General features: G+C 44.5%; 19 protein-coding genes. 9 read left to right on the top strand and 10 right to left on the bottom strand.

The genetic code is table 11. The features are described 5' to 3' along the window. Nucleotide 1: 1 nt before the first annotated feature. From uca to H9629_RS02015, 3 genes are all read right to left on the bottom strand, one after another. Nucleotides 2-3,601: an urea carboxylase gene (gene uca / locus H9629_RS02025; protein WP_064101459.1), complete on the bottom strand. Its 3,600-nt coding sequence runs from the start codon at nucleotides 3,599-3,601 to the stop codon at nucleotides 2-4. A gap of 68 nt (nucleotides 3,602-3,669) precedes the next feature. After that, nucleotides 3,670-3,933: a hypothetical protein gene (locus H9629_RS02020; protein ID WP_064101460.1), complete on the bottom strand. Its 264-nt coding sequence runs from the start codon at nucleotides 3,931-3,933 to the stop codon at nucleotides 3,670-3,672. Nucleotides 3,934-4,386: 453 nt separating this feature from the next. After that, a complete protein-coding gene (locus H9629_RS02015) occupies nucleotides 4,387-4,869 on the bottom strand; it encodes a VOC family protein (protein WP_171255252.1) in 483 nt (160 codons plus the stop codon). Between the two features lie 430 nt (nucleotides 4,870-5,299). On the opposite strand from H9629_RS02015, the gene H9629_RS02010 reads away from it, so the two are divergent. Both H9629_RS02010 and lon read left to right on the top strand, forming a co-directional pair. Beyond that, the gene (locus H9629_RS02010; RefSeq protein WP_064101462.1) at nucleotides 5,300-5,881 is read left to right on the top strand and encodes a 5-formyltetrahydrofolate cyclo-ligase; all 582 of its coding nucleotides are present in this window, start codon (nucleotides 5,300-5,302) and stop codon (nucleotides 5,879-5,881) included. A 147-nt stretch (nucleotides 5,882-6,028) separates the two neighbouring features. Continuing rightward, nucleotides 6,029-8,455, top strand: a complete 2,427-nt coding sequence (gene lon / locus H9629_RS02005) for an endopeptidase La (RefSeq protein ID WP_064095588.1) — start codon at nucleotides 6,029-6,031, stop codon at nucleotides 8,453-8,455. A gap of 69 nt (nucleotides 8,456-8,524) precedes the next feature. On the opposite strand, the gene H9629_RS02000 is transcribed toward lon, so the two are convergent. Beyond that, a complete protein-coding gene (locus tag H9629_RS02000; protein ID WP_081408783.1) occupies nucleotides 8,525-9,457 on the bottom strand; it encodes a M28 family peptidase in 933 nt (310 codons plus the stop codon). Between the two features lie 167 nt (nucleotides 9,458-9,624). On the opposite strand from H9629_RS02000, the gene rlmH reads away from it, so the two are divergent. The 3 genes from rlmH to H9629_RS01985 all read left to right on the top strand — a co-directional run bounded on the left by rlmH (nucleotide 9,625) and on the right by H9629_RS01985 (nucleotide 11,908). Beyond that, complete coding sequence (gene rlmH, locus H9629_RS01995; RefSeq protein ID WP_064095590.1) at nucleotides 9,625-10,107, top strand: 23S rRNA (pseudouridine(1915)-N(3))-methyltransferase RlmH; 483 nt, start codon at nucleotides 9,625-9,627, stop codon at nucleotides 10,105-10,107. A 106-nt stretch (nucleotides 10,108-10,213) separates the two neighbouring features. Next, nucleotides 10,214-10,990, top strand: coding sequence for a dioxygenase family protein (locus tag H9629_RS01990; protein WP_064101464.1), 777 nt, complete (start codon nucleotides 10,214-10,216; stop codon nucleotides 10,988-10,990). 135 nt (nucleotides 10,991-11,125) lie between these two features. Then, on the top strand, nucleotides 11,126-11,908 hold the full coding sequence (locus tag H9629_RS01985; protein WP_064101465.1) for an META and DUF4377 domain-containing protein: 783 nt from the start codon (nucleotides 11,126-11,128) through the stop codon (nucleotides 11,906-11,908). Between the two features lie 67 nt (nucleotides 11,909-11,975). On the opposite strand, the gene gdhA is transcribed toward H9629_RS01985, so the two are convergent. Next, complete coding sequence (gene gdhA, locus H9629_RS01980; protein WP_064101466.1) at nucleotides 11,976-13,319, bottom strand: NADP-specific glutamate dehydrogenase; 1,344 nt, start codon at nucleotides 13,317-13,319, stop codon at nucleotides 11,976-11,978. 349 nt (nucleotides 13,320-13,668) lie between these two features. On the opposite strand from gdhA, the gene H9629_RS01975 reads away from it, so the two are divergent. Continuing rightward, the gene (locus tag H9629_RS01975) at nucleotides 13,669-14,460 is read left to right on the top strand and encodes an RnfABCDGE type electron transport complex subunit B (protein ID WP_191730447.1); all 792 of its coding nucleotides are present in this window, start codon (nucleotides 13,669-13,671) and stop codon (nucleotides 14,458-14,460) included. A gap of 1 nt (nucleotide 14,461) precedes the next feature. Continuing rightward, a complete protein-coding gene (nth, locus tag H9629_RS01970; protein WP_064101468.1) occupies nucleotides 14,462-15,175 on the top strand; it encodes an endonuclease III in 714 nt (237 codons plus the stop codon). 35 nt (nucleotides 15,176-15,210) lie between these two features. Here the strand turns inward: nth and H9629_RS01965 are convergent, their stop codons facing one another. The 4 genes from H9629_RS01965 to H9629_RS01950 all read right to left on the bottom strand — a co-directional run bounded on the left by H9629_RS01965 (nucleotide 15,211) and on the right by H9629_RS01950 (nucleotide 18,144). Next, a complete protein-coding gene (locus H9629_RS01965) occupies nucleotides 15,211-15,420 on the bottom strand; it encodes a hypothetical protein (protein WP_064101469.1) in 210 nt (69 codons plus the stop codon). Between the two features lie 88 nt (nucleotides 15,421-15,508). Continuing rightward, the gene (gene adk, locus H9629_RS01960) at nucleotides 15,509-16,168 is read right to left on the bottom strand and encodes an adenylate kinase (RefSeq protein ID WP_064095597.1); all 660 of its coding nucleotides are present in this window, start codon (nucleotides 16,166-16,168) and stop codon (nucleotides 15,509-15,511) included. A 75-nt stretch (nucleotides 16,169-16,243) separates the two neighbouring features. Continuing rightward, nucleotides 16,244-17,560 (bottom strand): hypothetical protein, encoded by a 1,317-nt coding sequence (locus H9629_RS01955; protein WP_064101470.1) that lies wholly within the window; start codon nucleotides 17,558-17,560, stop codon nucleotides 16,244-16,246. Nucleotides 17,561-17,625: 65 nt separating this feature from the next. Next, nucleotides 17,626-18,144: a hypothetical protein gene (locus H9629_RS01950; protein ID WP_064101471.1), complete on the bottom strand. Its 519-nt coding sequence runs from the start codon at nucleotides 18,142-18,144 to the stop codon at nucleotides 17,626-17,628. A gap of 237 nt (nucleotides 18,145-18,381) precedes the next feature. On the opposite strand from H9629_RS01950, the gene mrdA reads away from it, so the two are divergent. Beyond that, nucleotides 18,382-20,433 carry a penicillin-binding protein 2 gene (gene mrdA / locus H9629_RS01945; RefSeq protein ID WP_064101472.1) on the top strand — a complete coding sequence of 684 codons (2,052 nt, stop codon included), beginning with the start codon at nucleotides 18,382-18,384 and terminating at the stop codon, nucleotides 20,431-20,433. 2 nt (nucleotides 20,434-20,435) lie between these two features. Continuing rightward, the gene (gene rsmD, locus H9629_RS01940; protein ID WP_064095601.1) at nucleotides 20,436-20,993 is read left to right on the top strand and encodes a 16S rRNA (guanine(966)-N(2))-methyltransferase RsmD; all 558 of its coding nucleotides are present in this window, start codon (nucleotides 20,436-20,438) and stop codon (nucleotides 20,991-20,993) included. A gap of 87 nt (nucleotides 20,994-21,080) precedes the next feature. Here the strand turns inward: rsmD and H9629_RS01935 are convergent, their stop codons facing one another. After that, nucleotides 21,081-21,323 carry a hypothetical protein gene (locus tag H9629_RS01935; RefSeq protein ID WP_191730446.1) on the bottom strand — a complete coding sequence of 81 codons (243 nt, stop codon included), beginning with the start codon at nucleotides 21,321-21,323 and terminating at the stop codon, nucleotides 21,081-21,083. Nucleotides 21,324-21,327: the final 4 nt, after the last annotated feature.

Here is a 21,327-nt window from a genome sequence, read left to right as displayed (position 1 = left end):
ATTACTCCATATAGACCAGTGGCTCACCACTATGCACGGTCTGACCAGAACGGCAGATAATGGCTTTGACAATGCCATCATCGTCAGCATAGACCGGCAGCTCCATTTTCATGGCCTCGATGATGGCCACCGTGTCACCTTTTTTCACAATCTGCCCGGCTTCTACAAAAATCTTCCAGATATTGCCGGTCATAGAGGCGTTGAGAGGGACATACTGGCTGTAATCGGTATCATCCTGCAGCACTTCTATTTCTACAGGTGCATCAAAATCGTCTTTCCAGCGTTCAACTTCGGTGCTAAAAGCGGCCTGTTGCTGTGCTTTAAAAGCCACAATACTGTCCTGTTCTGCAGCTAGGAAATCCTGATATGCTGCAAAGTCAAACTCGCATTCCTCAATTTTGATTTCTGCCAGACCATGGGCGAAATCAGCACGGAACTGATCCAGTTCGGCCTCAGTGACCTCATAATATTTAATCTGGTCAAAAAAGCGTAAGAACCATTGCTGATCGCCAAACTGCTTGTTCTTTTTAAACTTGTTCCAGATCGGCACGGTACGGCCAATCAACTGATAGCCACCCGGTGAGTCCATGCCATAAATACACATATACATGCCGCCAATCCCGACTGTGCCTTCGGCGGTAAAAGTACGGGCCGGATTATATTTAGAACTCAGTAAACGGTGGCGCGGATCAATGGGCACTGCACAAGGTGCAGTCAGATATACATCACCTAGCCCCAAAATCAGATAATTGGCATCAAAAATAATGTCTTTAACTTGCTGGCGAGTATGTAGACCATTAATCCGCTGAATAAAATCAACATTATTCGGAAGCCACGGGGCTTTGGCACAGACGCTTTCCTGATAACGCTCAACCGCACCCAGAGTCGCCGAGTCCTCAAAGGCCATGGGTAAATGGATAATTCTTGAAGGAATTTTAATGTCACGCAAATCGCCCATCTGTTCTTCAAGACCAAGCAGGAAGTGAATCAGTTGCTGCTGGCTACACTGCAGACCATCATATTTAATCTGCAAGGATCGCACACCAGGCGATAATTCCAGGATACCGTCAAGATCAGCTTCACGAATCAGTTGCATCAAGCAGTGTACGCGCAGGCGCAGGGCCAAATCCAGTACGTTATCGCCATATTCCAGCAAGATATAACTGTCTCCTGCCTGACGATATACAGCTTTTGGTGCATCTGGTGTAGCTTCACGCAATGCCAGGATACTTTCTGCCTGAACTGCAACAACTTCAGCCTCGTGGGTCATCTCTGCCTTGGCAAAGTTTTGGAGGGTTTGAATTTGCTGCCGCTCCAGCGCATTGGCCTGCTCTATCGAGATTGGATAGAAGCTAATCGTGTCATCGGCTTTCAGTTGACCAATTTTCCAGAGTTCTGCTTTGGCAATGGTCACCGGACAGACAAAGCCACCCAGGCTCGGACCATCTTTGGCAAGGATTACAGGGAAGTCACCGGTAAAGTTGATTGCACCAATGGCATATTCACAGTCATGCACATTGGATGGATGCAGCCCCGCTTCACCACCATTTTCACGCGCCCAGCTTGGCGTCGGTCCGGTTAAACGGATACCCAACCGGTTCGAGTTAAAATGCACTTTCCAGCTTGATGCAAAAAACTCCTCAATATATTCAGCTTTAAAGAAATCAGGTGCTCCATGCGGACCATAGAGCACACCAATTTTCCATTCCTTGCCATAACCTGGAATCAGAGCTGTTGCCAAAGCTTCAGGTTCTGCAATCGCCAAAGGTAGACCATCGGCCGGCAGCTCAGGATTCACCATCTTAATCATGTCACCAGCCCGTAATACTCGGCCTGCATGTCCACCAAAATTACCTAAAGCAAAGGTAGAACGGCTACCCAGATATTCCGGTACATTCAGACCATTTCGCACAGCCAGATAAGTCCGGCATCCGGATTCAACCTGTCCAATTTTTAAGGTTTGTCCTACTTTTATCTGAATAGGCTGCCAGAAATTTACTGCTTCATCATCCAGACTTACCGGACAAGGGGCGCCAGTTAAAGCAATGACATTGTCTGCATGAAACTTGAGGGTTGGACCTTGCAGGGTAAATTCGAACCCGGCGGCGGCCTCGGCATTCCCGACAATTTTATTGGCCAGCCGGAAGGCATAATCATCCATTGGGCCTGAAGGCGGTACACCAATATCCCAATACCCGACACGACCCGGATAATCCTGAATCGAACTTTGTGTACCCGGCTGAATCACCTCAATCACATTCGGCACATATTTGAAATCATCCAGCATGCGTGTCCAGATCTGCATCTGTTTAAAACGTGGATCTGAAATAACAGTATGCACATAATCCAGATTGGTACTAATACCATTCAGGCGAGTTTCAGCTAAAACTGATTTAAGCGTACGAATGGCAGTATCACGATCTTCAGCATGCACAATAATCTTGGCAACCATCGGATCAAAATATTGGGAAATTTCAGTTCCGGTACTCACCCAGGTATCAACCCGGACATTTTCCGGAAAAAAAACATCGGTCAAAATCCCTGGACTCGGCTGGAAATTCTTGACTGGATCTTCGGCATATATGCGTACTTCAATCGCTGCACCCCGAGGCTGAATACTGCTTAGATGCTTCCAATCCAAAGTATCGCCTGCTGCGATTTTCAACATGCATTCGATCAGGTCTAAACCGGTCACCATTTCAGTGACAGGATGTTCCACCTGCAAACGGGTATTCACTTCAAGGAAATAAAACTCGTCACGTGCTGCATCGTAAATAAACTCAACCGTACCGGCACTGCGATATTTCACCGATTTGCCCAGTTCAACTGCCGCCTGATGCAGTTTTTGACGGGTTGCATCAGGTAAATGAGCCGCTGGTGTTTCTTCTACGACCTTCTGATTACGGCGCTGTAATGAACAGTCACGCTCACCCAAAGCCACTACCTGTCCCTGTCCATCTCCAAAAATCTGAACTTCGACATGACGGGCTTTATCCACAAAGCGTTCCAGAAACACCCCGGCATCTTTAAAGAACTGCTCACCCAGACGTTTTACACTTTCATAAGCCTCTCGAAGTGCTTCTGCATCATCACAACGGGTCAAGCCAATTCCGCCACCGCCTGCTGTGCTTTTCAGCATAATTGGATAACCAATTTTTTCAGCTTCTGCCAAAGCTTCGTCCAGACTATTTAGCAGACCTGTACCGGGAGTCATGGGTACATTGGCAGCTGCAGCAAGTTCACGGGCACGATGTTTTAAACCAAACTCTAAAATCTGCGCAGCTGTGGGTCCCATGAAAGCAATGCCATTTTCTTCGCAGGCACGGGCAAAATCAGCACTTTCTGACAGAAAACCATAACCCGGGAAAATTGCTTCGGCCCCGGTATTTTTGGCTGCAGCAATCAGCTTTTCGATACTCAAATAGGTATCGCTAGGTTTAGTCCCTTGCAGAGATACGGCAACATCTGCATCAAGTACATGCTGCGCATAACGATCTGTTTCTGAATAAACGGCGACACTGGTTACACCCATTTTTTTTAATGTGCGAATGGCGCGAACAGCAATTTCGCCGCGGTTTGCAATCAGTACAGTCTTAAACATATGAATCCCCTGTTATTTTATCTATTTTTTTGAATCTGCTGAATGGCTCTGTTTCATTTTTTATTGATTCAGCTCATGGACATAGACTCGCTACCTACCAAGTTCACTGATCTGTAATGCAGGTGCAGATGCACACTATCCGCATATACAGCTTTCCTGAATGCATCAATTTTTTCTTTCAGATATGTGCCAGTCGCAACCAAAATACAGGCAGGTCCATTACGCTCGAATTGTGCATTGAGTTGAGTGGGATTTTTCGGTGAGAACTGTTTTGGCTGATCGGCCGCACGCCATTTCAGGACTGTCCAGTCGATCATTTTGTGAGGAAGCATTCTGTATCCAATCTTGTATCCAAGTTTAAATACAGATATGCAGAACTTATGCCAGTTTTATTTTTATATTAATTTCAATATTTTAATATTATTTAAGATGTCCCAATGAGAGGGAAATTTGATTAGATGACTGTTTTTGGTTCAGTCTGTTTTCAATTCAGTGCAAAAATTATTCTGTAACTCATATTGCATGATCTGCATCCCTTCAACTTTTACAATTGATATATAAAACCTATCTATTAATAAACCTTTAAGGGAACCATTCAGCTTATATCTTGGACTAGTAATAAAATTGGAGGTACTCCATGCCGGACTTAAGGGGGTTTTAACCCAAGATGCATTATAGGCAAACAGGAGATGATCAAAAGGAAATATAAAAGGAGAGGTTTCAAATATTGAAGTAAATAAGGCTGCCCAGTAGTATTCACTGAAATTGCGGATAATCTCTGTCACTCAACCACGAAAAGCGGCTTCAATCACGGCAACATCAATTTTCTTCATGTCCATCATGGCCTCAAATGCACGTTTGGCTGCAGCACGGTCAGAACTGTTACAGGCATTGATCAGGACCGCTGGCGTAATCTGCCAGGAAATGCCCCACTTGTCCTTGCACCAGCCACACTCACTTTCCTGACCGCCATTGCCCACAATGGCATTCCAGTAGCGATCTGTTTCCTCCTGGTCTTCAGTCGCCACCTGAAATGAAAATGTTTCATTATGCTGAAAACCAGGACCACCGTTCAACCCGATGCAGGCAACGCCCATTACTGTAAATTCGACCGTAATGACATCACCTTCTTTCCCAGAGGGATAATCTCCAGGAGCAAGGTTGATCGCGTCAATCGAGGAATCTGGAAAGGTGTCCGCATAAAATCGCGCAGCAGTTTCAGCATCGTTATCGTACCAGAGGCAGATAGTGTTCTTCACAATATTCATCATGTTCTCCATTGAGTTAGGTCTTACGTGCCTACCTAAGTCCAATGTCCAATGTGTATCATTTCTCAGCCGAGAATAGTCATATGATTCCGTATCTATACTATTTCACCAAAAACGGGACAAATCTATTCTGAAGCTGTATGTTTATTGATCTAAAGCTTTTCAACATTTTTCTAATTATTCACTGCTGCAGCTTGCTATCACCCTGTTAATTACATAAAAAGCGATGAGAATCAAAGAGCGTATACTACTCGCCTCATCACCTTTTAAAAACAGGTCATAAAATTTCTTTAATTAGACTTTAAACCTGGCACGATTTATATCGGGAGATAAAATGCAATAGGACATTACAATTCAGAATTATTTTTTACTTTTCCAGAATTCCCACTTAGACTAGAGCACAATTTTGTTGCATATGCTTTTGCGCCCTATGACCATTCAGGAATTAAGAAGATACCTTCGTAAAACGCGTCGTCATCTCTCTAAATTTGAGCAAAGGCAGGCCGCACAAAAAGTCTTGAACCGTCTGATCCGTAGTCCACAATTTATTCATGCCCAACGTATTGGGCTGTATCTGCATGCGTTTGGGGAAATTCAGACTCAGGCGATTATTGAACGCTGCTTTCAGCTGGGCAAGCAGGTTTATCTCCCTGCAATTTGTGACATGAATCAGCATCTAGTCTGGATCCGGATCAGCCTGCATCAATACCATAACAGGCGCTTTGCCCACCATCGGCTGGGTATGCGAGAGCCCATGAGCACCCATGGTGTGCATGTTTCCAAACTGGATCTGTTGCTCATGCCATTATTGGCCTGTGATACTTCAGGCACCCGGATTGGTATGGGCGGCGGTTTTTATGATCGCACCCTAGCTTCTGCACCCAAACACCCTTTCCGTCTGGGACTTGCGTATGACTTTCAACTGGTTAGCCAACCTTTAAAACGGGAAAAATGGGATCAGCCCCTAGATGCTTTAATCACTCCGACAGTTTCTATCAAGTTCAAACGTTAATTTTTCAATTTTGCTCTTGATAACTACTTCAAAATCACATAATTAGTCATTTTTCATACAATTTAATCTCAACTGCCCTTGTATTTTTAAAATTACCCATCACTATTAAAAGCATGGCAACACCGTTGTCACTCATTAGGAGTGCCCATGTCTGAAATTATCATGAATCCAGAAACCTTAGAGCCGCAGGTTCCAAGTGTACTACCCCTTTTGGCGCTGCGTGATGTGGTGGTTTATCCGCACATGCAAATTGCGCTGTTTGTCGGTCGTGAAAAATCGATCAATGCAGTTGATGTGGCTCGTAACAGTGACAATCTAGTATTTGTGGTTGCACAAAAAGATTCGCTTACAGAAGAAATTGATCACGACAATTTATATCAATACGGTACTGTCGCGAAGATTGTGCAAGTTGTGAATCACGAAAATGATGAAAACTGTATTAAAGTCCTGATTGAAGGACTGCATCGTGCCAAGCTGAAAACGATCATTGACGAAAACGAGTATCTGACAGCAGAGCATGAACTCAGCCCAATGACAGTTACGATGGATAAAGACACGCAAGCTGTGCGCTTGCAAGAATTACGTGCGCTTTTCGCTCAATATGCAGAAGCGAAGTTACGTAATGCACGTGAACTGATCACTGCAGCCAACAAAATTGAAGATTTATTACAGTTATTGTTCTTCGTTGCAACCCGTGTTCCATTGAATATTGAAGTGAAACAAAAGTTCCTGGAACAGGACGAGTTCGAAGCGCATTTAACTGAATTAATGACTTATCTATTGCAACAGTCTGAAGAACAGCAGATCGAGCAAACCTTGCATGACTCTGTTAAACGTCAGATGGAAAAGAACCAGCGCGAATACTTCCTGAATGAAAAAATGAAAGTCATTCAGCGCGAGCTTTCTGATATGAACGGCGGTGCAGAAGATGATGTCGCCGAAATTGAAAAACGTCTTGCTGAAGCAGATTTGCCTGAGCATGTACGCAAGAAAGCAGAAAACGAGTTCCGCAAGCTGAAAGCAATGCAGCCTGCTTCAAGTGAAGCTGCCGTGGTACGCAACTATCTTGAAGTCATTCTGGATACACCATGGAATAAGGCCAGCAAAGTCAGCATTAACCTGAACAAGGCGCAGGAAATTCTGGATGCAGACCATTATGGTCTGGACGATGTCAAAGATCGTATTGTGGAATATCTTGCTGTTCAGTCACGTGTGAAAAAATTGCGCGGTCCGATTCTATGTCTGGTTGGTCCTCCAGGTGTCGGTAAAACATCACTGGGCGAATCCATTGCCAAGGCGACCGGTCGTGAGTTTGTCCGTATGGCGTTGGGTGGTGTACGTGATGAAGCCGAGATTCGTGGTCACCGTCGTACCTATATCGGTGCGATGCCAGGTAAAATCGTGCAGTCTTTAATTAAAGTAGGTGTGAAGAACCCGTTGTTCCTGCTTGATGAAATCGACAAGATGGCACAAGACTACCGTGGTGATCCTGCTTCTGCGATGCTTGAAGTACTAGATCCATCACAAAACAGCAAGTTCAGTGATCATTACCTTGATCTCGATCTTGACCTGTCAGAAGTGATGTTTATCTGTACTGCGAACAGCATGAACATTCCTGAGGCGCTGCTGGACCGTATGGAAGTGATTCGTCTTCCGGGTTATACCGAAGAAGAAAAAGTGAATATTGCTGAGCGCTATCTGGTTCCTAAAGCAATCAAGAACAATGGCTTACGTTCTAAAGAGCTTACAGTTCACGAAGAAGCCATTCGTGATATCGTGCGCCATTACACCCGTGAAGCCGGGGTTCGTAATCTTGAACGTGAAGTGTCAAAAATTGCACGTAAAGTGGTAAAAGAAGCAGTCAGCAAGAAAGCTAAAAATCTTGAGGTAGATGTAACAGCAGTTAATCTTCCAGAATACCTGGGTCCACACAAATTTGACTATGGTATGGCGGAAGAAGAAGCACAAATCGGTCGTGTGAACGGTCTGGCTTGGACTTCTGTCGGTGGTGAGTTACTGACTATTGAGGTTGCTGCAGTTCCGGGTAAAGGTAAGTTTATTACTACCGGTTCTCTTGGCGATGTCATGAAAGAATCGATTACCACTGCCATGACTGTTGTGCGTACCCGTGCAGATGAACTCGGCATCGAAGCCTCTCGCTTTGAAGAAACTGATGTGCATGTGCATTTACCTGAAGGTGCGACACCAAAAGATGGTCCATCGGCAGGTTTGGCACTCACCACTGCACTGGTATCTGCCTTCACCGGTATTCCGATTCGTCCGGATATCGCGATGACAGGTGAAACCAGTCTGGGCGGTCGTGCACTACGTATCGGTGGCTTGAAAGAGAAACTTCTGGCAGCCCATCGTGGTGGCATCAAGCTGGTATTCATTCCACAGGAAAACGTACGTGACCTGGCGGAAATCCCAGAAAATGTCAAAGAAGGTTTAGAGATCAAAGCAGTAAAATCAATTGATGAGATTTTACCGCTGGCATTGACCTCCTTGCCAAAAGCATTGGTTAAACCGCCAATTGTGAAAACCAAAGAAGAAGCGAAAGCAGCACGTCATTAAGACCTGCTGATTCCTAAAAACCCTGCTCCGGCAGGGTTTTTTTATTGGGTAAAAAGCCACTTAACTCAATTATGGCTGTAGCGCCATAGCAACCAGCCCATCAATCACATACGTCATCTTGTTCAAGTCCAGCTTGTCTAAGGTGTCCAGTTCGGTGTTGTAATAAGGATTGCGATAATTCGCAGTATCGGTGATCAGCATAGTTGAATAATTGAATTTGGTATAATTCAGATAGCCCGAGAAACTCATATCCTGAGCAAAACTTGGACTGACAAAACGCTGACAATCCAACCTGTTAAGCCGTTGCATAGCATCACAATAATCGCCGGTCAGGCCGGTTGAGGCCAAATGTCCAATTGATGCAATAAAGTTGCCATTTCGTGGATAAATCCATTTTAATCCGACTGGATAACTCTGTACCTGATGTTCATCAAAATAGCCAATCGAATCCAGAATCACCACGCCTTTAATTTTCTGTTTTTGCACTTTTAATGATTTGGCATGTATATAACTGCCCATGTGTTCTGTCTTAAAAAAGGGTGGCTCTTCCAAGGTATAGAAAGCAAATTCAATATCATGCTTGAGTCTGGATTTTTGCAAAGCAAGTAGTCTTGCCGTTTCCAGCAGACCCGCTACACCTGATGCATTATTGTCAGCCCCATATCGGGCACTGAAAACATCATAATGTGCTCCCATTACCATCTTGGTTTTGGCTTGAGTATTGATTTGACAGACGACATTCCGGTAACTCAAGTTATTGACCACATAAACCTGATACTGACATGGGACACCCAGACGCTGCATCTGCCCTTTGATCCAGGCAGACACCCGATTCAGCTCCTTAATATTTTTATAATTCCGGTATTCATCCACATTCATAATCTGGCTAAAAAACAATTCCAGATGGGGGACTTGAGCACTTTTGCTTGAGCTGGCCATACATAGGCTTGAACCCATGAGACCAAGCAGTAACAGGAGCACAGTACAACATCCTTTTATCATGACACTGTTCCGCATTTATTATTATTCCATTCCTTTATCAAGCGGATACTTGAACTACGGACATTAAAGCAACACTAAATCCCCCCTTTCAATTTCAATTTGTTTCCTGGTTCAAATTCATGTTGTTTGATCGTTATAATGAAGTATCCAATTATTGATCTGCCTGTATGAAAATCCGTATTCTGACCATTGGTCAAAAAATGCCAGCTTGGGTGTTGACTGGTTTTGAAGATTATTTCAAACGTATTCAGCCTTTTGTACAGACCCAGATTATTGAACTGCCGATGGCCAAGCGCGGGAAAAATGATTCTGAAGCAGATATTCTGAAATACCGCAATATTGAGGGTGATAGCATTTTAAATGCACTGAAGCAGAATGAAATCCTGATCGCGCTAGAAGTAGGCGGACGTGAATTCAGTACTGAAAAACTGGCTGAAACCATGAAAAGCTGGATGCTGGAAGGCAATGATGTGGCACTTGCGATCGGTGGACCGGATGGTCACTCGGAAGCCGTGCGTAAAGCTGCGGCATGGCACTGGTCCTTGTCGAAGTTAACCCTGCCGCATCCTCTGGTACGTGTCATGCTGATTGAGCAGCTCTATCGTGCCATGAGCATCAATCATAACCATCCCTATCATCGAGCGGGATAATTTAATAATGCGTTCTGTATATGCAACGTTTTGTTGAATTATTACCCCTGCCTTTATCCCTGTTTTTATTGCATGATTAAAACATTCAACTAATGTGGTTTGACTTATGAACTTACAGACCTTGCCGGGCTTATTTATTTCTCATGGCTCGCCCATGCTAGCACTCAATCCCGAGCAGGTAGGCCCAGCATTGCGTCGCTTAAGCCTGAATCTGCCACGTCCAACTGCGATTATTGTCATGTCGGCACACTGGGAAAGCGAAGCGCTTGAGGTGAATACCGGCATCCGTCCTGAAACCTGGCATGACTTCCGCGGTTTTCCACCTGAGTTGTATGAATTACGCTACCCGGCTCCTGGAAATCCCGAACTGGCTGAGCAAGTGCTAGGCTTATTGGCCAATGCCGGTTTTTCTGCACATGCCAATAGTACCCGCCCGCGAGATCATGGTGTCTGGATGCCTCTATTGCATATGTATCCAGAAGCAGATATTCCAGTGGTTGAAATTTCTTTACCAATCACGATGAGTGCTGAAGATATTTACAGAATTGGTCAGACCTTGGCACCTTTGCGTGAACAGCAGGTATTTCTGATTGGATCAGGCAGTATTACTCATAATTTGCGGGAACTGTCTTGGCAGGGAAATACCGATGAGGTTCCTGAATGGGCCTCAACTTTCCGTAATTACGTAGTGAATAAACTGGTTCATAGTGATTTTGATGCCGTACTGGACTGGCAAACGTTACCCCATATCAAGCGTAATCATCCAACCTTGGAACACTTTGCGCCCTTATTCTTTGCTATGGGTACTGGAAACCGCTTCAGTGTCGTGCATAGCAGCTTTAGCATGGGTGCATTAGGAATGGATATTTACCGCTTCGACTAGCCGATAATACCGAGCTTTTAAGTTTAGCTTCTGATTTGGATACATTTTGTTAGCAAAAGCTACGATTTGTATCAATATTTTTCGCTAATCTCCTGATTATAATCACGTTGAAATTTAGCACATAGAATTACACTGATGAAATCAAGAATTTTTGCACTTGCTCTGCTCCCTTTAGCTTTAATTGCGTGTCAATCCTCTCATCTTCCTGCGACTTCAGGAGATACAGCTATTTCCACTCCATCGACTACATTAAAAACACCAGCGCAAATCCTGTCTGCTTATACCTGGGAACTGGATCGTGGACTAGAACGACCCATCGTACTCCATTTTGATGCTCAAGGCCGGCTGAACGCCGTTACGAGCTGTAATGGACTCGCAACGACATGGTCAGTCAAAAACAATATCATCACGACCAGCGAAGTCGTAGGCACCGAAATGGCTTGTGATGCAGCACTGATGGAGCAGGAACGTTTTGTCAGCCAGCTTTTGCAAAAGCGTGATATTCTTTTCAGCTTAGATCTCAGTGATTCTAATCAGCCAAAATTAAGCATTACTGCAGCCGATGGGAAAAAATATATTTTTACTGGAAAAATGACCCCGGAAACCAAATACCAAGGGCAGGCAGAAACTATTTTTCTGGAAATTTCTCCACAAACCAAAACCTGTACCGGGGTAGCTCTACAAACCTGTTTACAGGTGAAAGAAATTAAATATGATGATAAAGGTTTAAAGACTCAGGTCGATAAAGACTGGACTTTATTCTATGACCAGATTGAAGGCTTTCAGCACTCACCAGATGAGCGTCAGATTATCCGGGTAAAGCGTTATGAAATTAAGAATCCGGCTGCAGACCAGTCTAAATACGCCTATGTATTTGATATGGCAGTAGAGCGTGAAGTGGTAAAAACCACCCTCTAAAGCAAAAAATAAAAATAAAAAAACCGAGGTAAATACCTCGGTTTTTTCAGCTTAGACTAAGTCAGACTTAGAATACGCCTTGAGCAAGCATAGCATCAGCAACTTTTACGAAGCCCGCAATGTTTGCACCGTCCACATAGTTCACAGTACCGTCTTCCTTAGTACCGAATTTTACGCAGTTACGGTGAATTTCTTTCATGATCGCGTGTAAGCGCTCGTCAACTTCTTCGAAAGTCCAACCTAAACGCAATGCGTTTTGAGACATTTCCAGACCAGAAGTTGCTACACCACCTGCATTTGATGCTTTACCTGGCGCATAAAGAATTTTCGCTTCAACGAATTTCTCAACCGCTTCAAGCGTAGAAGGCATGTTTGCACCTTCAGCTACACAGATTACGCCATTGGCAAGAAGTGCAGCAGCATCGTCTGCATCCAGTTCATTTTGCGTTGCACATGGCAGTGCGATATCACACTTAATACCCCAAGGACGTTGGCCTTCAAGATATTCGAAACCATGTTTAGAGGCAAACTCTGAAATACGGCCACGTTTTACATTCTTAAGTTCCATAACTTCAGCAAGAAGCGCCTCAGTGAAACCGTCTTTAACGTAAACTGTACCCGCAGAATCCGAAAGTGAAACTACTTTCGCACCAAGGTACATTGCTTTTTCAGCAGCATATTGCGCAACGTTACCAGAACCTGAAATCGCAACGACTTTATCCTTGAAGCTTTCGCCACGAGACTTGAGCATTTCCTCAGCGAAATACACAGTACCGTAACCCGTTGCTTCCGGACGTGCCAATGAACCACCGAAAGTTAAGCCTTTACCAGTGAATACACATGCAGTGTCGTTACTTAATTTTTTCATCATGCCGGCCATGTAGCCCACTTCACGACCGCCTACACCAATATCACCTGCAGGGATATCTGTGTTCGCACCAAGGTGACGATACAGCTCGATCATTAAAGCTTGGCAGAAACGCATGATTTCGCCTTCTGATTTGCCTTTAGGGTCAAAATCAGAACCGCCTTTACCACCACCCATAGGAAGTGTGGTTAAAGCATTTTTAAATGTTTGCTCAAAGCCTAAAAATTTTAGGATTGAAAGATTCACTGAAGGGTGGAAACGCATACCACCTTTGAATGGACCGATCGCTGAGTTGTACTGTACGCGGAACGCACGGTTTACCTGAGTTTGACCTTGGTCATCTACCCAAGAAACTCGGAACTGGATCGCACGTTCTGGCTCAACTAGACGCTCTAGCAAACCATGTGCTGCGTATTGTGGATTCTTTTCAATGAACGGCCACAAACTGGTCATCACTTCTTCTACAGCTTGAAGAAATTCTGGTTGATGTGCATCACGTGATTTTACGTAATCTAGGAACTCATTAAGTGTGTTGTATTTCAACGCTTAATCCTCAGCAGAAAATGGATCAAAATTGGTCAAATTTACAATCAATGTTAAATTTTGGCGCAAAATATTAAATATCTTTTGTAACCAATCTACAATACTTTTTTTGAAAATACTTTAAAATTAATTTGATAACAAATATTTATATTGATTATGAATATTTTTTCTAGGTTATTAAATACCAATTGAATCAATACCTAATTGTCATTTTATGCCTAAAAATAAGGCATAAAATGACCTCAATTCGTGCACCACTCAGTATCCAAAAAACATGTTAAAATTAATAAATCGACATATTTTGTTTCACTTACTCTCTCATGCTTGCCATGAGTAATGCTGGTTATACATGAATTCGCCTATTTCTCTGGTCCAATCGATTGATACTTTACTCCCTCAAACCCAATGTGGACTCTGCGGTCACCGTGACGGATGTTTACCTTATGCCCAGTCGATTGCTGAGGGTGAAGATGCCAACAAATGTGTACCTGGCGGGCAGCCTGTTGCCGATGCTCTGGCCGTATTATTAAATCGCTCTAAACTACCGGCTGAAGAAAGCGTCTGGCCAGTTCAAGCCGATGGTCGTCCCCAGCGCATGAAAGCGGTTATTCGTGAAGATGAATGTATTGGCTGTACCAAATGTATTAGTGCCTGCCCGGTCGATGCAATTATTGGCTCAGGTAAACTGATGCATACAGTGCTTACTGACCTGTGTACCGGTTGTGAGCTTTGTATCCCGCCTTGTCCAGTAGACTGCATCGATCTGGTTGAAGATCAACAACCCTTACCGACTGAAGCACAGCGCATTGCAGAACAGGATGATCTGCGTCAGCGTTACTATGCGCACATCCAGCGTGAAGAAAAACGGCGTACCGATCGTAAAGGACCTGTGGTCCGTGCAGAAATCGATACTGCCCTGTTTGCCCGTTTCTCAGCTTTAAATGAGCAACTCCCCGTGATTGAAGTCGCGAGCAAGCCAGAGAATGCCCCCGTATCACTTGATTCCAAGACCACGATTGAACTGGCAAAACTACGTACCCAAATTAAAAAACTGGAAAAACAACTCTCAGTTCGTGAAGATGCCCGAAAGCGCGCCCAGTTAGAAGAATTGACACAGCAATTACAGGCTTTACAGGGATAACATGACAATTGCCAAGGCCAAGCCCGTTAAAAACATGACCAAAAAACAGATTCAGACCTTTTTTGAACGCCTGCGTGAACAGCGACCCAATCCAAAAACCGAGCTGAATTATGCTAATCCCTTTGAATTGCTGGTCGCAGTCACGCTGTCAGCCCAAGCCACAGATGTCAGTGTCAACAAAGCCACAGACAAACTGTTTCCAGTCGCCAATACACCGGAAGCAATTTATGCGCTAGGTGTCGATGGTTTGAAGGAATATATCAAGACCATTGGTTTATATAACTCAAAAGCAGTCAATGTGATTAAAGCCTGTGAAATGCTGATTCAGAAGCACAACAGCGTGGTACCGGATAATCGTGCGGATCTGGAAGCCCTGCCGGGTGTAGGTCGTAAAACGGCGAATGTGGTACTGAATACGGCCTTTGGTCAGCCGACCATGGCGGTCGATACACATATTTTCCGGGTCGGTAACCGTACTGGACTGGCAGTTGGTAAAAATGTGCTTGAGGTCGAGCATCGTTTAGTGAAGGTCATTCCAAAAGAATTTATTATTGATTCACATCACTGGCTGATTTTACATGGCCGTTATTGCTGTGTTGCACGTAAACCGAAATGCCATGAATGTGTAGTTGCAGATGTATGTAACTGGCCGGACCGGTTTGAGTTTGGTGCAGATCGTGCAATTCCGGTGAAAAATATTGAAGCTGAAACTTAAGCTCAGCTTTTTTCGTTTAGAGTACCTCAAAGCATTTATTTATTATTTTGCTCAGCCTGCTCTTGTTCGTGCTTCTGTTGAAGTTCTGCCTGTAATTTGGGATGTAACTGACGTGCCGGTACTTTTCCGGCATTTTCTGCCCGTTCTTCCTGGCGTACCTTGTTAAGTATTTTAAAACTGATATAGAACAAACCCACCACTACTGCCAGCAATATAACCATTAATACCAATATGCCAAATTTCATAGCAGCAAGCACCCTGTTTAAATACACAACAAAAAAGAGCCCTAATATGGCTTAGGGCTCTTCGATTGTCAAAATAATCGGTTAATGATTATTTTGATTGATCTAAAATCGCGAAAAGATCTTTTTGAACTTCGTCGATTGGACGCAAGCCATTCAGCTTGTCATAAGTCGGTGCATTTTCCCCAGATGCTGCACGGCCTTGGTAGAAACCCACCAGCTGTTCAGTTTCAGTGTGGTAAGAACCTAGACGCTTACGAATTGTTTCTTCCTGGTCATCAGGACGCTGAACCAGATCTTCACCTGTTTCATCATCTTTACCTTCCACTTTTGGCGGGTTGTAAACGGTGTGATAAACACGACCAGACGCCGGATGCTGACGACGGCCTGACAGACGTTGAACGATTTCTTCATCTGGCACATCAATTTCAATCACGTGATCAATTGCAATGCCTTCTTTTTCCAAGGCTTCTGCTTGAGGAATGGTACGCGGGAAACCATCAAAGATGCAGCCGTTTACACAGTCAGGTTGCGCAATACGTTCCTTGACCAGACCAATGATCAACTCATCAGAAACCAAACCGCCATTGTCCATGACACTTTTAGCTTGTAGACCTAATTCAGTTCCTTCACGAATTGCAGCACGGAGCATATCACCGGTTGAAATTTGTGGGATATTGTAGCGCTTACAGATCAACTGAGCTTGTGTACCTTTACCTGCTCCAGGTGGTCCGAGTAAGATAATGCGCATATATAAACATCCTCATTTAAACAATATGTATGACGCCACGACCACAATCACCCGATTGTGTCCCCCGGCATCTCATTATAAGAAAGCCACAAACAAATGGATTAAACCCGCGACAAAACCGGTTACCCCACCCAATAAAATCAGAATCCATTCATCTTCCTGAAATGCAGGACGTAAAAGATTCTGAAACTCCTTCGGAGTCAACTCACGTATGCGGTCTCTAAACATTTGATAGATTTTCTGTGCACGGCTCGCATTAAATGCTGGGTCGCATACAGGTACCATCGTAATTTCAATCGAGCGATCGATCAAGTCCGTCTTGAGTTTTGCATACTCTTTTGGTCCTAAAGACAGCTGTAAAGAGGTTCTGACCAGGGGTGTTTCCATAATTTCATTAATATGACGTTTGATAATGCGGCGGGTTTTATCTTTTCTGCCGCCATACATCATCTCGGTCATGATCGATTTTAACGTAATCAGATCTTCTGTGACTACACTTGCGAAGACGTCAGAGACTTCATCCTGACGTTTCATAAATGCGCCTTGTATGTTATAGGTGCCGATACGAGGAATCACCGGTTTGATCCATGGAAACTTGCGATCTGCGGTACGGCTAAAGAATTGCAGGTATTTTACCGGATGTGGTTCTAGTGGGTTGAAGACCATCCAGATGGCAATCCAGTTGGTCAAAAAGCCCCAGATGGCAGCCCAGAACGGTACGGTCCAGTGCCAAGGCACCACAAACCAGACAATCATCTGGAAAATACCAAAGAACATCCCGATGAGCGCACTGATATGCCAGATGAAATTGATCTCTTTTTGACCCACTTTCAGGAACATGCGTACCATAAGTCGGCGGTCACCTTCCATCTGGCTGACCACCATTTCACGCATATCCACAAGTGACTCGACGTTCATGGTCAGCTCAGTCACTAATTCACGTAAAATTGCCGGCATTTGTTTCTGTGCTTGTGCATAAATTCTGCGCTTGATGGCAAAAGGTAGGTTTTCCCAAAGGACCGCATTGCGATCCATCATGACTTCATCAATCAGGTGTTCCAGTTCAAAGCCAACCTGCTCCCCAATGATCCGTGCCATGTCATCGGGATCCATCGCCTGTAAGAACTCACGGATGGAACCTAGTTTTGAGAGTGTATTATCGGTAATAATGCCTGAAATACGCCCAGCTTTGCGTGGCACAATTCCCTGCCAGCCGATAGGAATGGGCCCTAAATGAAAACCCCAAAAATTGATCGGATAAAAGACCATTTTCAGTGCCATCCAGACGTGAGCCCAGGTTACAAATGCAGTCACCGGAATAATGCTGAGCACGGCCCAAAAATCTGGGCGATTTACAAAGGCTTGCCACAACTCGTTGATGTACTCAAGCATGCATAATTTCCATATTTAATTTTTTGTTCACAGAATACACATATTAATAAGGTCGAATATTTTGTCTATAAACCGATACTTAAAGTATAGGAAAATTGTAGTCGGGGTTCTGTTTCAGCCACAACAAAACCAGTTCGGTCTTCGAGTTTCTCCCCCACACCGATCCCCACACTAAAACTGCTGATCCGTTCAGAACTAAGCAAAACATAAGCCAAGTCAATACCGGCACCTAAGCGGGTCTTGTACTCATTGTCAATCCGCCTGCTATCAATATGCCCTGCATAAGCCCCGACATAATAACCATTATTGTCTTTACCAGTGAGATAGGCCGGATAACGAAAGCCAGCCTGTGCTCCTATCTTATGGTCATCATTCAGAAAAACCCCACCTTTCACATAAGCAATCCCGTAAGGATTAACCCATTCAGTATTTAAGTGTATCAATTCCTGGGTAATACCAACGCCAACATTAAAGGCTTTTGCCGGCTCAGGTTCTATTTTAGCAGCAGTAGTATTGATTTGATCATGTGCATAAGCCCCATTCGCCCAAAATGCAAACGCTAACAAAGGGTAAACCTTGTTCATTCCTTCACCATCTTCCTTAATTATAGTTTTTGGTATAGTCCTATTTTTATTGGATTTTACTCTAGCAGAATTATCACAACTCTTGTATACAGCACTTTACAATTTTAATGTCTGCAAAGTCAAAGCTTATAGAACTGATGACAAGGTCAGTTTTTCATTATCAAATCAAGTGTACTTGCGTTAGAATATTCCACTTTGATTCTTTTCAATCACTCTCAGGTCTTAAGTCGATCGCGTATGAAGCAGCACTTTCCTTTAAAAAATGCACAACAAGAAAAGCGCATCTATCGCAATCGAGTCTTGATTTCCATGGGAATTGTGATTTTCTTTATGCTGCTGCTGGTCAGCCGCTATGCCTATTTGCAACTGTTCAACTTTGAAAGCTTTAGTACGGCTTCGGACGAGAACCGGATTCGCTTGCAGCCCCTACCCCCAGCACGCGGTTATATTTATGACCGTAACGGCGTATTGTTGGCCGACAACTATCCAGTCTTTACTGCCACTTTAAGTCGTGCCGATGTACAAGACATTGACCAGACACTCGAACGCCTGAAACCAATTCTGGAACTGACCGAAGAAGACCTGGAACGCTTTCAAACCCGTATTAAAACAGCACGTAAGACCGAACGGGTTTCGATCAAGCTCAATCTGAATGAAAATGATATTGCCCGTTTTAGTGAAGTGAAATATCAGTTTCCGGGCGTGAATATTGAAACCCAGATGACCCGCTACTACCCGCATGGTGATCTGTTCGCGCATGTGATTGGTTATGTAGGTCGAATTAATGACAAAGAACTTAAGGCTATTGATAAGGACCTGTACGCCGGAACCAACCTGATCGGAAAGATCGGGGTGGAAAAATCCTATGAAGAGCTTCTGCATGGTGTGCCAGGAAATGAATCGGTAGAGGCCGATGCCTTTGGTAATGTGCTACGTCATCTGGGCCGCAAGGATCCGGTGCGCGGTAATGACCTGTTCCTGTCACTCGATTACGGCTTACAGGTAGTAGCTTCAGAACAGCTGGCTGGGCGTCGTGGCGCAATTGTAGCGATGAATCCCAAGACTGGAGAAATTCTGGCGCTAGTATCCAGCCCAAGTTTTAATCCGAATCTGTTTGTAACCGGAATCAGTACCAAGGACTACAGCGGTTTACGTGATAACCTCGATCAGCCTCTCTATAATCGTGCTGTACAGGGTACCTATCCACCCGGTTCTACCATCAAGCCGATGTTTGGTCTGGGCGGACTACATTATGGCCTGGTGGACTGGAATACCGCTATCTCGGATCCAGGCTATTTCACCTTGCCTGGTGACAGTCACCGCTTCCGTGACCATAAAAAAACCGGGCATGGCTCAGTAAATATGCATAAAGCACAAATTGTGTCCTGTGATACCTATTTCTATGTCATGTCCTACCGCATGGGCATTGAAAAAATGAACACCTGGATGCGTCAGTTTGGCTTTGGCGAAAAAACCGGGGTCGATTTACCAAGTGAAAGTTCCGGACTTTATCCTAGCCCGGAATGGAAGATGCGTACCCGTAATGCCAAATGGTCACGTGGTGAAACCATTTCTGTCAGTATTGGTCAGGGCGCTTTTACCTCCACACCGTTACAGCTGGCTATGGCCACTGCGATTACCGCCAACCAGGGTAATAAAGTTATTCCTCATGTGCTGCGTGAAAGTCGCGGTGCCAAACCATTCAAGGTACATAATGGTACTCATGGCAAGATCGATTTTAACGGTCAGGAAGAAGACTGGATCAAGATGCGTGAGGCGATGGTAGATGTCATTCAGTCGGGTACAGGTCGAGGCATCAAAAGCGGCCTGCAATACTCTATTGCGGGTAAAACCGGGACAGCACAGGTTAAAAGTATTGCTCAGGGCAAACGCTACAATGAATCCCTGTTGACCGACCGTCAGTTGGATCACGGTCTTTTTGTCGGTTTTGCCCCTGCTGAACAGCCCGAAATTGCAATCGCAGTCATTCTGGAAAATGGTCGTGGTGGTAGTGCGGCCACTGCCTTGGCCCGGCCAATTTTCGATTACTGGTTACTGCATAAAGATAAAAATCCAATACGCCCACAGGGACACCAATTAAGTGGCGGCCTGATGACAGCCGGAATCAAGCCAGCTGAATTACCAAGTGGTGCAGGTATGCTAAGTCAGGATGCAGCCTCTAGTGCAGCTCCAGCCAGTACCCAGTCCGCTCCTCCTGCTCCGGCTTCTACAAATACTGCTGCATCTCCCGCAGCGCCTCATGCTCCGATACCGGTAGAACGAGATTAAAGATGAAAAACCAGCTTCGAATTATTGGTGGTGACTGGAAACGTCGTCAACTACCTTTTGCCAGTATTGAGGGTTTGCGCCCGACGCCTGACCGTGTCCGGGAAACTCTATTTAACTGGCTGATGTGGGAGGTGCAAAATGCCCAGGTTCTGGATATGTGTGCCGGTTCAGGGGCATTGGCTTTTGAGGCATTATCTCGTGGCGCTGCCTCAGTGGTGATGATTGAACCTGATCGTACTCAGGCTCAATTTTTAACTCAGAATCTGGAACTATTGAAAGTCACCAAGACACGTGCCCAATTGAAAGTAGCTACTGCGCAACAAGTTTTGCCCACGCTGCAGACACAATTTGATCTGGTTTTTCTAGATCCGCCGTATAGCCTGAATTTATGGGAAACCTTGTCTGAACAGGCAAATCATCTGATCAAGGATAATGCTTATATTTATGTAGAAGCGGACCGCGATCTGCAATCTCTTAAATTACCCGCCTCATGGCGTTTAATTAAAAATACCAAAGCCGGAATGGTCCGTGCAGGACTCTATCAAAAAACGCATCTGTAAGACCAAAATTTAAAAGGATTCCTGTAATAAGAAATCCTTTTGGTCAAATCATAGGGTTTAAAAATTAATGAGCGGATAACAGAGCAATTAACGGGTCGGAGATGGAGGTGGCGGATTCCGATTGTTTTGGCCGGGATTATTCCAGTTAGGACGGTCTTTGTTGTTATTCCAGTCAGGACGATCTTTGTTGTTATTCCAGTCCCGGTCACCATGTGGTCGATCATGATGCCTATCCCGATCTTTATGACCACGATAATCATCGTGAGGATCCGAAACACAACCGGTTAATGAGACTGCCAATACAGAAAGCAATATTGCTATTTTCATCATGTTT

Source organism: Acinetobacter pecorum (genome assembly GCF_014837015.1).
Lineage (GTDB): Bacteria > Pseudomonadota > Gammaproteobacteria > Pseudomonadales > Moraxellaceae > Acinetobacter > Acinetobacter pecorum.
This window is presented reverse-complemented; position numbering and strand designations above follow the sequence as displayed.

Coding starts and splice junctions, on each gene's coding strand:
- uca (WP_064101459.1), bottom strand. CDS start 3,601: ATGTTTAAGACTGTACTGATTGCAAACCGCGGCGAAATTGCTGTTCGC.
- H9629_RS02020 (WP_064101460.1), bottom strand. CDS start 3,933: ATGCTTCCTCACAAAATGATCGACTGGACAGTCCTGAAATGGCGTGCG.
- H9629_RS02015 (WP_171255252.1), bottom strand. CDS start 4,869: ATGAATATTGTGAAGAACACTATCTGCCTCTGGTACGATAACGATGCT.
- H9629_RS02010 (WP_064101462.1), top strand. CDS start 5,300: ATGACCATTCAGGAATTAAGAAGATACCTTCGTAAAACGCGTCGTCAT.
- lon (WP_064095588.1), top strand. CDS start 6,029: ATGTCTGAAATTATCATGAATCCAGAAACCTTAGAGCCGCAGGTTCCA.
- H9629_RS02000 (WP_081408783.1), bottom strand. CDS start 9,457: ATGATAAAAGGATGTTGTACTGTGCTCCTGTTACTGCTTGGTCTCATG.
- rlmH (WP_064095590.1), top strand. CDS start 9,625: ATGAAAATCCGTATTCTGACCATTGGTCAAAAAATGCCAGCTTGGGTG.
- H9629_RS01990 (WP_064101464.1), top strand. CDS start 10,214: ATGAACTTACAGACCTTGCCGGGCTTATTTATTTCTCATGGCTCGCCC.
- H9629_RS01985 (WP_064101465.1), top strand. CDS start 11,126: ATGAAATCAAGAATTTTTGCACTTGCTCTGCTCCCTTTAGCTTTAATT.
- H9629_RS01975 (WP_191730447.1), top strand. CDS start 13,669: ATGAATTCGCCTATTTCTCTGGTCCAATCGATTGATACTTTACTCCCT.
- nth (WP_064101468.1), top strand. CDS start 14,462: ATGACAATTGCCAAGGCCAAGCCCGTTAAAAACATGACCAAAAAACAG.
- H9629_RS01965 (WP_064101469.1), bottom strand. CDS start 15,420: ATGAAATTTGGCATATTGGTATTAATGGTTATATTGCTGGCAGTAGTG.
- adk (WP_064095597.1), bottom strand. CDS start 16,168: ATGCGCATTATCTTACTCGGACCACCTGGAGCAGGTAAAGGTACACAA.
- H9629_RS01955 (WP_064101470.1), bottom strand. CDS start 17,560: ATGCTTGAGTACATCAACGAGTTGTGGCAAGCCTTTGTAAATCGCCCA.
- H9629_RS01950 (WP_064101471.1), bottom strand. CDS start 18,144: ATGAACAAGGTTTACCCTTTGTTAGCGTTTGCATTTTGGGCGAATGGG.
- mrdA (WP_064101472.1), top strand. CDS start 18,382: ATGAAGCAGCACTTTCCTTTAAAAAATGCACAACAAGAAAAGCGCATC.
- rsmD (WP_064095601.1), top strand. CDS start 20,436: ATGAAAAACCAGCTTCGAATTATTGGTGGTGACTGGAAACGTCGTCAA.
- H9629_RS01935 (WP_191730446.1), bottom strand. CDS start 21,323: ATGATGAAAATAGCAATATTGCTTTCTGTATTGGCAGTCTCATTAACC.